This window comes from Paraburkholderia rhynchosiae (assembly GCF_002879865.1).
Lineage (GTDB): Bacteria > Pseudomonadota > Gammaproteobacteria > Burkholderiales > Burkholderiaceae > Paraburkholderia > Paraburkholderia rhynchosiae.
Window position 1 is genome coordinate 146,633 of the sequence record NZ_PNXY01000004.1, and the last position, 12,089, is coordinate 158,721.

General features: G+C 60.7%; 8 protein-coding genes. 6 read left to right on the plus strand and 2 right to left on the minus strand.

Going from position 1 to position 12,089, the window contains the following annotated elements; translation table 11 throughout:
• Nucleotides 1–142 precede the first annotated feature (142 nt).
• From C0Z16_RS07240 to C0Z16_RS07250, 3 genes are all read left to right on the plus strand, one after another.
• On the plus strand, nucleotides 143–655 hold the full coding sequence (locus C0Z16_RS07240; protein WP_102631487.1) for a CinA family protein: 513 nt from the start codon (nucleotides 143–145) through the stop codon (nucleotides 653–655).
• Nucleotides 652–2,700, plus strand: a complete 2,049-nt coding sequence (locus tag C0Z16_RS07245) for an NAD(+) synthase (protein WP_102631488.1) — start codon at nucleotides 652–654, stop codon at nucleotides 2,698–2,700. Before C0Z16_RS07240 ends, C0Z16_RS07245 begins: the two co-directional genes overlap by 4 nt.
• 124 nt (nucleotides 2,701–2,824) lie before the next feature.
• Nucleotides 2,825–3,412, plus strand: a complete 588-nt coding sequence (locus C0Z16_RS07250) for a hemerythrin domain-containing protein (protein ID WP_102631489.1) — start codon at nucleotides 2,825–2,827, stop codon at nucleotides 3,410–3,412.
• 69 nt (nucleotides 3,413–3,481) lie between these two features.
• Here C0Z16_RS07250 and C0Z16_RS07255 read toward each other — a convergent pair whose 3' ends face one another.
• The gene (locus tag C0Z16_RS07255) at nucleotides 3,482–5,788 is read right to left on the minus strand and encodes an FdhF/YdeP family oxidoreductase (RefSeq protein WP_102631490.1); all 2,307 of its coding nucleotides are present in this window, start codon (nucleotides 5,786–5,788) and stop codon (nucleotides 3,482–3,484) included.
• Nucleotides 5,789–6,095: 307 nt separating this feature from the next.
• Here C0Z16_RS07255 and C0Z16_RS07260 point away from each other — a divergent pair, with 307 nt between their 5' ends.
• Both C0Z16_RS07260 and cydB read left to right on the plus strand, forming a co-directional pair.
• Nucleotides 6,096–7,532, plus strand: coding sequence for a cytochrome ubiquinol oxidase subunit I (locus C0Z16_RS07260; RefSeq protein WP_102631491.1), 1,437 nt, complete (start codon nucleotides 6,096–6,098; stop codon nucleotides 7,530–7,532).
• Nucleotides 7,513–8,529: a cytochrome d ubiquinol oxidase subunit II gene (gene cydB, locus C0Z16_RS07265; protein ID WP_102631492.1), complete on the plus strand. Its 1,017-nt coding sequence runs from the start codon at nucleotides 7,513–7,515 to the stop codon at nucleotides 8,527–8,529. The genes C0Z16_RS07260 and cydB overlap by 20 nt, the downstream gene beginning before the upstream one ends.
• A 317-nt stretch (nucleotides 8,530–8,846) precedes the next feature.
• On the opposite strand, the gene C0Z16_RS07270 is transcribed toward cydB, so the two are convergent.
• The gene (locus C0Z16_RS07270; RefSeq protein WP_102631493.1) at nucleotides 8,847–11,483 is read right to left on the minus strand and encodes a glucose/quinate/shikimate family membrane-bound PQQ-dependent dehydrogenase; all 2,637 of its coding nucleotides are present in this window, start codon (nucleotides 11,481–11,483) and stop codon (nucleotides 8,847–8,849) included.
• A gap of 160 nt (nucleotides 11,484–11,643) precedes the next feature.
• On the opposite strand from C0Z16_RS07270, the gene C0Z16_RS07275 reads away from it, so the two are divergent.
• Complete coding sequence (locus tag C0Z16_RS07275) at nucleotides 11,644–12,051, plus strand: NUDIX hydrolase (RefSeq protein ID WP_102631494.1); 408 nt, start codon at nucleotides 11,644–11,646, stop codon at nucleotides 12,049–12,051.
• Nucleotides 12,052–12,089: the final 38 nt, after the last annotated feature.

The window sequence follows — 12,089 nt, forward strand, 5'->3', positions numbered from 1 at the left end:
CGGAACAAACAACCATGGCGTCCCGATGAAGGGACCATCCTGCCGAGCAATTGCCGTGCCGCCAGATGCACGCCCCCCGCAACGGGTATCGCACTTGCTCGCATTGAAATGAGTGCTACACCTGAATAGACGAGGACGCAAAATGAACATTCCCCGCAGCGTGGTTGGATTTCTCTCGTCGCGCGGTCTCGTGATCGCCACCGCGGAATCGTGCACCGGCGGCCTGATCGCATCGCTCATCGCGGATGTACCGGGCAGCGGCGCATGCCTCGACATGGGATTCGTCGTGTACTCGCCATCCGGCAAATGCGGCGTGCTGAACGTGCAAGCGCAGACGATCGAAGAGCACGGCTTGACGAGCGAGGCCGTTGCCAGAGAGATGGCCACCGGCGTGTTTGGACTGGAAGCATGCTCGGCTCACATCGCGGTCGCGAACACGGGGCTCGCGGGTCCGCCACCGAAAGGCACGAATCTCGCGCCGGGTACGCAATGCTTTGCGTGGCGCTATAAACGCCGCGACGGCGAATACATGTTCAGCGAAACGCGTGTGTTCGACGGCGACCGCACGACCATCAGGCAACGCGCCGCGCTTTACGCGCTCTCGCGGGTCGAGTATTACTTCAACCAGTTGCCGAATGTGAGGCGCGCACCATGACGCGATCATTTTTCAATCTCTACAGTCACGATTTCGCGCGTGTCGCAGTTGCTGTGCCGGTGTGCCGCGTCGCCGATCCGCAGTTCAACGCAAAGCAAACACTTCAACTCGCTCGTGAAGCCGCGCAAAAAGGCGCGGTGCTGGTTGCGTTTCCCGAACTGGGCCTATCTGCCTATACGTGCGACGACCTGTTCCATCAGCGTGCGCTTCTCGACGCATGCGAAGCGGCAATCGGCGACATCATTGCGGCGTCAACGACCATTCCCGCGGTACTCGTCATTGGCGCGCCGCTGAAGATCGACCATAAGCTGTTCAATTGCGCACTGGTCATTTCGAACGGCAAGTTGTGCGGCGTGGTGCCGAAAAGCTATCTACCGAACTACGGCGAGTTCTACGAAGCCCGGCAATTCAGCGCGGCGGAGAACGCCTCGTCTACAGAAGTGACGTTATGCGGACAGCAGGCGCCGTTCAGCGCGTCATTGCTGTTCGACATTCCCGCCGTGCCGCTCTTTCGCTTTCACATCGAAATATGCGAGGACGTGTGGGTGCCCGTGCCGCCTTCGTCATTCGCCGCGCTCGCCGGCGCAACGGTACTGGTGAATCTGTCGGCATCCAACATCGTGATAGGCAAGTCGGGTTATCGGCATCAACTGGTGGGACAGCAATCGGCGCGATGTTTGTCAGCGTATCTGTATTCGTCGGCGGGCCGTGGCGAATCCACGACCGATCTCGCGTGGGATGGCCAGGCCCTGATCTACGAGAATGGCGAATTGCTCGCGGAATCCGAGCGTTTTCTCGACACCTCTCATGTGATTTACGGCGACGTCGATCTCGAACGACTATCGCGCGAGCGAATGCGGCAAACGACTTTCGGCCACTCGACGCGCCGCCACGCGCACGAGGTCGGCAAATTCCAGGCGGTCAGCGTGCCGGTTTCCCTGCCGGACACGGAGCATCTGCCGCTTGCGCGCACGATCAACCGCTTCCCTTATGTGCCGTCGGATCCCGCGACGCGCGACGAACGCTGCGCCGAGGTCTACAACATTCAGGTGCAAGGGCTCCTTCAAAGACTGGGCGCAACGAATATTTCCAAAGTCGTGATCGGTGTATCGGGCGGGCTCGATTCCACTCAGGCACTGCTCGTCTGCGCAAAAGCCATGGACAGATTGAAGCTGCCGCGCTCGAACATCCTCGGTTATACGATGCCGGGCTTCGCGACCAGCAGCCGTACACTCCAGCAAGCGAAAGATCTGATGCAGGCTGTGGGCTGCTCCATGGAAGAAATCGACATACGCCCTGGCTGCCTGCAAATGCTCAAGGATCTGCACCATCCCTTCGCCTCGGGTGAGAAGCAATATGACGTCACGTTCGAAAACGTGCAGGCGGGCGAGCGCACCAGCCATCTTTTCAGGCTCGCCAATTTCCATCGAGCAATCGTGATAGGCACGGGCGACCTGAGCGAATTGGCGCTGGGATGGTGTACATACGGCGTGGGCGATCACATGTCGCATTACAGCGTGAACGCGAGCGTGCCCAAGACGCTGATTACCCATCTCGTCCGATGGGTCGCCGAATCCGGCCAGGTCGGCGACGCGGGCTCGCGTGTGCTGGAGCAGATTCTGGACACCGACATCAGCCCGGAACTCGTACCGGGCAAAGTAGATAAGGTCATCGACCAGAAAACCGAAAGCGTGATCGGCCCGTACGAATTGCAGGACTTCAATCTGTATTACCTGTTGCGCTTTGGCTTTACGCCGTCGAAGGTCGCGTTTCTCGCGCTTTGCGCATGGAGCGATCGCGAGCGCGGCGTGTGGCCCGCGGGCGAGAAGATGGCGCGCAACGAATACACGTTGGCCGACATCAAGCGCAATCTCGCGATATTCGCGGATCGCTTTTTCCGCACGAGCCAGTTCAAGCGCTCGTGCATTCCCAATGCGCCGAAGGTCGGCTCGGGCGGCTCGCTATCGCCGCGCGGCGACTGGCGCGCGCCGAGCGATAGCGAGGCAACGGTCTGGCTGCAAGACATCGAAAAGATTCCGGACTGAGCGGGACGTTGCAGGTACGCCGAATGCGGCATGTCGCGCATCCGCGAGCGCCCGCATGTTGATTTCGCGTGCCGACTATCCCCACCTACCGACGCCAGGCGCCGCGTCATTCTGGAGAACTGCCATGCCCGAGACCAATTCGTCGATGTCGCCAAGCATCACCGCGATGATCCGTCTGGATCATATGCATGTACTCACCGCATTCCATCGCTATCACGCTGACACCGCGTGGTGGCGCAAGCGCGCCATTGTCAATTCCGTTTGTGCCGCTCTGGAAATTCACGCGCAACTGGAGGAAGAAATCTTCTACCCGGCGCTGGGCGGCGTACTCAGCGCGGACCAAACGCTCGAAAAGAGCCGCCCGGAGCATGACGAAATGCGCGCGACCATCGCCAAGCTGCGCGCGACAGGGCCTGAGGATGCAGCCTATGACGGCCTGTTTCAGCAACTGATGCGCGAGGTCATGCATCATGTGGCCGATGAGGAAACCGTGCTGCTGCCCGCGGCCGAGCGCGCATTGAAGAGTGAGTTGCGTTCGCTTGGCGCCAGAATGACGCGTCGCAGACTTCAGCTTCTCGGCGAGCGTCCGCGTGAAATCGCCGTGAATACGGCCGGCACGTTCCCCATTGCCACGTTCCTGCTCGGGTCTCTGCTAGTAATCGGCGCGACGCACTGCATACCGAAGTCTCGCAGAACGCGGTACGCCGATTAATAGCACAGAGAGAGCGGCGAGAAAGCGTAAAGACAGTTTCGCCGGGTAAATTCGCGCCCGGCGAATCTCTCACGCAGAAGGCCGGGCGCCTGGCTTGTCGACGATCCTCACAGGAATGGACTTGGCACCGGGCACTTTGCTCTCCTCCGCGTAATGCCAAAGCGGCAGTAGCGGATTGCACTCCGGATAATAGCCGGCAATGCATCCGCGAGGGATGTCGTACGCCTTGATGGTGAGGCCGCTTACGCGCCGCTCGAAGCCGTCGTCGGCAATGGTCTGCAAGCCGACCCTGTCGCCCTCCGAAAGACCGCTCGCGGCTATGTCGTCCTTATTCATCAGTATGATCATGCGGCTGCCTTTTACGCCGCGAAAACGGTCGTCCAGACCGTAAATCGTCGTATTGAACTGACTGTCCGAGCGCAGGGTCATCAGCCGCAGCGCGTCGGTTTCTCGCTCGGGCATGTCGGGGTCTTCTCCGAGAGCTTTGGGCACCAGGAATTCGGCCTTGCCGCTCTTCGTCTCCCATTTCCGCTCGCGTGCCGGCAGGGGCTTGTGAAATCCGCCCGGGGTCCACATGCGCTCATTGAAGTCGTGAAAAATCTTCGGATAGGTCTTCGCAATTTCCTCGCGTACCACCGAGTAGTCGTCTCGCCACGCGTCCCAGTCGACCGTGGAGCGCGCACCTAGCGTCGCCTTCGCAATGCCCGCGATGATGTACGGCTCCGAGCGAATGTTCTGACTAGCGGGCTCGGCCACGCCACGCGATCCGTGCATGCAGGCCGTACTGTCTTCCATGGAGACAGCCTGATCGCCGCTCGCCTGCCGATCGATCTCTATTCGGCTCAGGCAAGGCAGAATGTAGGAGATCTGGCCGTGCACCAGATGGCTGCGGTTCAGTTTCGTCGCCACGTTCACATTTAGCCGCAGACCTCGCCATGCAGGTTCCGTCCGCAAGCGGTCGGGCACGGAACGCACGAGATTGCCGCCCAGATTGAAAACGCCCTTGATCTCTCCTCTCAGCATGGCCTCAAATGCCTCGACCGTATTGAGGCCTTTTTTGCGGGGCGGTTCGAACGAGAACTGACTGGCCAGTTCGTCGAGCGGCGCCAATTCGGGCTTCTCGGTGATGCCGACGGTGCGCTGTCCCTGCACATTCGAATGGCCGCGCACAGGAGAAGGTCCGGCGCCTGGCTTGCCGATATTGCCGCGCAGAAAGAGCAGGTTGCACACCATGCGGACGTTTTGCACACCGAGTCTGTGCTGCGTCAGTCCCATTCCGTAATGGATCATCACGGCATTGGCCTTTATGTATTCGCCGGCTGCGGCCTCTATCGCTTCGCGGGTCAGACCGCTGACTTTTTCGATGTCCGCCCACGACGCCTCGCGTGCATAGTTCGCGAATGCTTCATAACCGGTCGTGTGATCGCGGAGGAAATCCACATCCACGACACGCGGCCGGCCTTGCTCGACGGCCAGGTCGTCAGCGGCAATCACAGCCTTGCACATGCCGAGAATTGCAGCGGTATCGCCGCCTGTCTTGACCTGATGATATTGCGTGCTGATTTGCGTGTTGTCGGGCGTGAGCATCTGCACCGGCGACTGCGGATTCGCGAACCGTATAAGTCCCGGCTCGCGAAGCGGATTGAACGTGATAATCGGCACGCCGCGGTTGCGTGCGTCCTGCAACTGATGAAGCATGCGTGGACTGTTCGTGCCGACGTTCTGGCCGAAAAAGAACATCAGGTCGGTCTTCTCGAAGTCGTCGAGCGTAATGGTGCCCACGCCTACTCCGATCGCTTCCTTCAGCCCGACACTGGTGCTCTCGTGGCACATGTTCGAACTGTCGGGAAGATTGTTCGTGCCGTACATGCGCGCCAGAAGCTGGTACATGTATGAGGTTTCGAGCGAGGCACGGCCCGACGTATAGAACACCACGCTGTCCGGCGCGAGGCTGTTCAGCTCGCGGCCGATTTCATCGAAGGCCTGCTGCCACTCCACTTGCACGTATTTGTCGGTGGCGGGATCGTAGCGCAAAGGCGCCGTAAGCCGCCCTGCTTCTTCCAGATCGTGGTCGTGCCAGGACAACAGTTCGGTCACCGTGTGCAGTTGAAAGAACTCCGGCGTCATTCGCTTCGATGTGAGATCCCACGCCGTTGCCTTCGCACCGCTTTCGCAAAACTCGAACACGTGGGGGTCGGCCGGCTTGGCCCACGAGCAGCTCACGCACATGAAGCCGTCCGGTTTATTCTGCTTTGCAAGCACCGCACTGTCTTTCACACTGACATGCTCTTGCGTGAGGATTGTCGTTACTGCCTTGAGCGATCCCCATCCTCCGGATGCGTAGGGGTAGTCTCGAGTCGTGTCCTTGTCTTTCATCGCCGTCTCCGCCTGAACGTCAAAATCTGAATACGTCAATACGAACGGAGAGCAAAGGCTATACCTGTGCGCTGAAAGAGCGCATGCTCCTGACAATCGTATTACCGCTGCTTTTCATTGCGCTTGACGTCTCATAGGGCGTTCGCGATCGGGCCGCAGGTTTGCTCCCTGTGCAAACGCGCCTTGCAGTGCAAAATGAGGTGCGGATGCCGGCCAATGCGAGCGTGGGCGACCTTGCTGCCCACTGTCATGGAGGCGCTGAAAAACTCACGCACACTAATTTCCGCCCATTACTCGAGGTACCGCGATGTCACCCTCGGTTGACGCTCTCTTTCTGGCCCGGACGCAATTTGGCTTCACCATCGCCTTCCACATCATTTTCCCGGCGATGTCGATAGGAATGGCCAGCTACCTCGCAGTGCTGGAAGGCGCGTGGCTCGTCACCCGCAAGCCGGTCTATCTGGCCGTCTTTCGCTACTGGTTGACCATTTTTGCCGTGGTGTTTGGCGTGGGCGTGGTGTCGGGTCTCGTCATGTCGTATGAGTTCGGCACCAACTGGGCGGGCTTTGCCTATCGCGCCGGACCGATTGTGGGTCCGCTGATGGGCTATGAAGTGCTGACCGCTTTTTTTCTGGAATCCGGCTTTCTCGGCGTGACGCTGTTCGGCATGAACCGCGTCGGTCCGAAGCTGCATTTTCTCGCCACCGTACTCGTTGCAATCGGCACGTTGATGAGCGCCTTCTGGATTCTCGCCGTGAATTCATGGATGCAGACGCCGCAGGGGTTCACACTGGTCGGCGGTCGCTTCTTCCCCGCCGACTGGCTGAGCATCATTTTCAATCCGTCGTTTCCCTATCGGCTCGTGCATATGGTGCTCGCGGCATATCTGAGCGTGGCGTTCATCGTGGGCGCGGTCGGCGCATGGCATCTGTTGCGCGACTCCAGCAATGAACCCGCGCGCCTGATGGCCTCCATGGCGCTATGGATGGCGTGCATCGTCGCGCCGATCCAGATTCTGGCCGGCGACGCGCACGGTGTGAACACGCTCAAGCATCAACCCGCGAAGATCGCCGCCCTCGAAGGCGATTGGGAATCGAAGCCGGGCCAGCCGCTCATATTGTTCGGGATGCCAAACATGCAAAAGGAGAGGACCGACTTCGCCGTCGAGATTCCGCACCTCGGCGCGCTGATTCTCACGCATACATGGAACGGCTCGATTAAAGGGCTAAAGGAATTCCCACCAGCCGACCGTCCGTTTTCGCCGGTGGTTTTCTGGGCGTTTCGCATCATGGTCGCCCTTGGCGTGCTGATGGCACTGACCGGTTTCGCGAGTCTCGCGCTTCGGGCGCGCCACTCGCTTTACCAGGCGCGCTGGCTGCATCGGCTCATGGTTGCAATGGGGCCTTCTGGCCTGATCGCGTTGCTGTGCGGTTGGACTGTCACTGAAGTGGGCCGCCAGCCGTACACCGTATATGGCCATTTGCGCACGGCCGACAGCGTGTCGCCCATCGCCGCGCCCGGTGTCGCGACATCGCTCGCAGCCTTCGGCGTGGTGTACCTGATCGTGTTCGGTGCCGCGATGGTGTTTGTATTGCGGCTGATGGCGAGGCCGCCATCGTTCGCCACGCAGGGGCCCGCGAAGGACAAACCGCATCGCAGCGCGGGCATTACACCGGGACCCGCGCAACGGCATTCCGCATCGACCACTGCTGAGGACAATCGCCATGACATCCGCCACGATTGATCTGCCGCTCGTGTGGGCGGCTATCCTCGCGTTCGCCGTGCTTGCCTATGTGCTGCTCGACGGTTTCGATCTGGGCGTGGGCATCCTGTTCGCCGTCGAGCGCCATCGCGAGGATCGCGACCTGATGGTGAACTCCATTGCGCCTGTATGGGACGGCAATGAAACCTGGCTGGTGCTCGGCGGCGGCGGGCTCTTCGCGGTCTTTCCGCTCGCGTATTCGATCATCCTGCCCGCGCTCTATCCGCCGATCATCGCGATGCTGCTCGCACTGGTGTTTCGCGGGGTGGCCTTCGAATTTCGTTTTCGCGCGACAGGTGTGGGCCGCGCATGGTGGGATGTCGCTTTCTTCTCGGGCTCGGCCATGGCCGCGTTATGTCAGGGCCTCGTGCTGGGGGGCCTGCTTCAGGGCATACACGTCGAAGGCGTTTCGTATTCCGGCGGCTGGTGGGACTGGCTCACCGGTTTCACCGTACTGTGCGGCCTTGCAGTTATCGTCGGCTACACGCTGCTTGGATCGTGCTGGCTCATCTGGCGCACGGAAGGCGCACTGCACAAGCGCTGCCGACGTTACGCACGCGCCACGGCCGTTGCGGTTCTCGCGTTGATCGTCGTGGTTACGCTATGGACGCCCATGCTGCAAGGCTCACTAACAGAGCGCTGGTTCCGTTGGCCGGCCATTGCATTGACCGCGCCCGTGCCCGTGTTGCTGATTCTTTTCGCGGCTGGCTTCTGGCGCAGCCTGTCCTCGCGGCGCCACGTGCTGCCTTTGCTTTTCGCCTATGGCATCTTCATTCTTTGCTATGCGGGGCTTCTTATTAGTCTCTATCCGTATCTCGTGCCGCCCGCCATTTCTTTCCGCGATGCGGCTGCGCCGCACGCGAGCCTGCTATTCCTTCTCGTAGGCGCCGCGATTACCATTCCGATGATTCTGGGCTACACGGTCTACGCGTATTCCGTCTTCAAAGGCAAAATGCGTCCCGGCGAGGGATACCACTGACATGTGGCGACGACTTGCATGGTTTGTCGGCTTGTGGCTGCTCGGCGTCGCGACAGTCGGTCTTGTCGCAGGCGTATTGAAAGCTGTATTACACGCGGCGCCGCGTTGAGCGATTCACAAAAAGTCCGGGCGCGAGCCGCAGCGGCTGCAATGTTTTCTCGTTGACGCGTAACGTTTTCAACCCTATGTGCTGGCACATGGCTGGACGCAGTCAGGGCGGATGCCAGCGCACCCACTGCGAGCACGCGGCGCACGGCGAATCGAGAGATTCTTCTTTCTGACATCCGCCGGCGCGCAATCCTCTAATCGGAAGTTCTTCAAGGCAGCGTGTACGCAATCACATAGTCGCCCTGTTTCGTGCCAAGCGAGCCATGACCGCCCGCCGTGACGAGTACATACTGCTTGCCGTTGCTATCGGCATACGTCATGGGGGTCGCCTGGCCGCCTGCGGGCAACCGGGCCTGCCACAAGCGGTCGCCGGTGCGCACATCATAGGCGCGCAAATAATAGTCGAGCGTACCCGAGAGAAACGCCACGCCGCCAGCGGTCGTGATCATGCCGCCGAGGCTCGGCACACCGAGCGGCATCGGAATCGGCAAAGGCGCGCTATCGCGGATCGTGCCGTTCTTGTGTTCCCACACAATACGATTCGTGCGCAGATCGACCCCCGCCACATAGCCCCACGGCGGCGCCTGGCACGGAATGCCGAGAGGCGAAAGAAACGCGTTCAATTCAAAGCCGTACGGCGTGCCGCGAGCGAGCTTGATGCCGCTCGTCTCACTGCCTTTCTTGTCGCCGTTATCGGATGGAATCTGTGAGCGCGGTATCAGCTTCGACGTAAAAGCCATGTAGCTCGGATTCGCAATGAGCACCTGGCGAACCGGGTCGACCGCAATGCCGCCCCAGTCGAATACGCCGAAATTGCCGGGAAATACGAGCGATCCCTGTTCCGACGGCGGCGTGAACATGCCGTCATAGCGCAACGATTTAAACTTCACGCGGCACCACAACTGATCGAAAGGATTGGTGCCCCACATGTCGCGCTCGCGCGCTTTCGGCGGCTTGAAGTTAAGTGCGGAGAACGGTTGCGTGGGCGATGTGTGATCGCCGGTGCCGGCGCCCTGAGGCACCGGCTCTTCGGTGATCGGCACGATCGGCTTGCCGGTCTCGCGGTTCAGCACATAGATACTGCCTTGTTTCGTCGATGCAATCAGCGCCGGCTGTACACCGCCGGGTGTCTGCAAATCGATCAGCGAAGGTTGACCGCCCACGTCCATATCCCATAGATCGTGGTGAGTGAACTGATAATTCCAGCGCATTTTGCCAGTCGCGAGATCGAGTGCGACCACGCCGGCCGCGACCTTTTCGGAAGCAGGAGTGCGCAGCCCGCCCCACTGATCGGGCGTCTGGTTGCCGAGCGGCAAATAGACCATGCCGAGTTTTTCGTCGACGCTGAACACCGACCACATATTCGGCGAATTGCGCACGTAGGTCTGATTGGCGCCAATTGGCTGTGTCGCATCGGGATTGCCTGCATCCCAATTCCACACCAGATGGCCGTCGTGCACGTCAAACGCGCGAGTGACACCTGAAGGTTCATTGGTCGATTCGTTATCGGTGACGTGGCCGCTAATAATGACGAGGTCACGCGTGACCGCAGGCGGCGACGTCGAGTAATAACCACCCGGCGTGAATGGACCGATATTCGCACGCAGGTCGATTTGACCGTTATTGCCGAAGTGCGTGCAAGGCTGGCCCGTGTCCGCATTGAGCGCGATCAGGCGGGCATCGGCGGTCGGCAGGAAGATGCGGCGCGGGCATTCGGCGCTCGCGGCCGCATTGGCGGTCTGCTGCGCGGCCGCCAAGGGCTCGCTAGCCGCAGTGACTCCCGATGCCGCTTCCGCAGTGACTGTCGCGGCGGAAGCGGCAGTGCCTGCTTCCGTACTTGCCGACGCCGCGTCCGCAACCGGTGCAGAAGCAGAAGCCGAGGCCTCGGCATTCGGTGCGGCCGTGGCGGATGCCGAGGCGGTATCCGCATTCGCACTGGAACCCGACGCTGCGGCAGCATTAGCCGCTGACGCCACGGTGGCATTCGCGGGATACATCGCGTCGTCATGGTAAGACACGCCGCGGCAAGTCATATGTTCCCAGTGCTTGAAGCCGACGGGGCTCTGAATATGCGGGTCGTAACGCCAGATTTCTTTGCCCGAGGCCGGATCGAGTGCAATCACCATACTGTGTGGCGTGCATAGAAAGAGTTTGTTGCCGACCTTGATCGGTGTGTTCTCATCGGTCGTTTCAGTCGGATCTCCTGGCCCCGGCTTGTCGCCTGTTTCGAACTGCCACGCCACTTTCAACTGGCGTGCATTTTCCGGCGTGATTTGCGTAAGCGGCGAATAGCGCTGACCGAGCGGCGAGCCGCCGTAATCGGTCCAGTCCGCAGCCTGCCGGTTTGCATCGCCGGGAAGCGGTGCGGCGGGAACCGCAGCGGTTGACGCCAGCGTGCCCGCATGATCGTACGGATGGTTGAACGCAGTGACGATGCCGAGCAGCACCGTCAAGAGGACGGCGGCGGCTAATGGCACCACGCCTTCGCGATGCGCGGCAGGCGGCCCGAATACGAGCTTGCGCGTGACTGGCGGCAATAGCAGCCACAACGCCAGCACCAGCCACACCCATAGGCGCGGCAGCAACTGCCAGAAGTCGAAGCGCGCCTCCACCACCGCCCATATCGTCGAGCCGAACAGAATGACCGCGAACAGCCACAGAGCCGAACGCCGGCGAATGGCCAGCAGCACGCCGGTTAACGCGATTGCGCCACCCGTCACCACGTAATAGGGTGAGCCGCCGAGCGCGACAAGCGGGACTCCGCCCGCGGCGAGCGCCAGGCCGATAATGATAAATACGACAGCGGGAACCGCGAGCGCGGGGGGAAACCGATGTGGCTTCGACATATTCACCACCTCTACAGACAATGATTCGAATTGAATTGCATAAATGGCCCCAGGCAGGCCCTACGCACCGCCTTGCCAGTAGCATTTGCGGTTCCCGGACGTCCTTGGCATCGAGGCACGGTGGATGCTTTGTAACCACGCCTTTTTTGCATGAGATGTCATGAAGCACCGAGCTACCGTACTCTGCCTGCGCGCCAATCGCATCCTGCTCGTCGCAAGGTCCAACGGAAGATGGGCGCTGCCCGGCGGCCGGTGCAAAGCCGGTGAACCTGTGTCGGACGCCGCCGTGCGCGAGCTTCTCGAGGAGACGCGATTGAGCGACATTACGCTTCACTACATTTTCGAATTCTGGGGCGTACGTACTCGCCACTATGTATTCGCGGCGCGCATTCCCGAAGGCGTCGAGCCGATACCTGACCACGAAATCAGCCGATGCCGCTGGGTTCGCGTGCAAGACATCCATGCGGCATGGGTCAGCGTGTCGACACGCGGCATCGTTCAGATACTGCTTGAAGAAAGCAGCCCGATGGGGCCGGCACGCAGGTCGAGTCCGTTGCGCGTCTTCTGACCGCCGCCTCGCATGGCACAGGCGATGCGTGAATAGCA

Excerpts from the sequence above, each read along its gene's own strand:
- C0Z16_RS07240 (WP_102631487.1), top strand. The coding sequence starts at position 143 with ATGAACATTCCCCGCAGCGTGGTTGGATTTCTCTCGTCGCGCGGTCTC.
- C0Z16_RS07245 (WP_102631488.1), top strand. The coding sequence starts at position 652 with ATGACGCGATCATTTTTCAATCTCTACAGTCACGATTTCGCGCGTGTC.
- C0Z16_RS07250 (WP_102631489.1), top strand. The coding sequence starts at position 2,825 with ATGCCCGAGACCAATTCGTCGATGTCGCCAAGCATCACCGCGATGATC.
- C0Z16_RS07255 (WP_102631490.1), bottom strand. The coding sequence starts at position 5,788 with ATGAAAGACAAGGACACGACTCGAGACTACCCCTACGCATCCGGAGGA.
- C0Z16_RS07260 (WP_102631491.1), top strand. The coding sequence starts at position 6,096 with ATGTCACCCTCGGTTGACGCTCTCTTTCTGGCCCGGACGCAATTTGGC.
- cydB (WP_102631492.1), top strand. The coding sequence starts at position 7,513 with ATGACATCCGCCACGATTGATCTGCCGCTCGTGTGGGCGGCTATCCTC.
- C0Z16_RS07270 (WP_102631493.1), bottom strand. The coding sequence starts at position 11,483 with ATGTCGAAGCCACATCGGTTTCCCCCCGCGCTCGCGGTTCCCGCTGTC.
- C0Z16_RS07275 (WP_102631494.1), top strand. The coding sequence starts at position 11,644 with ATGAAGCACCGAGCTACCGTACTCTGCCTGCGCGCCAATCGCATCCTG.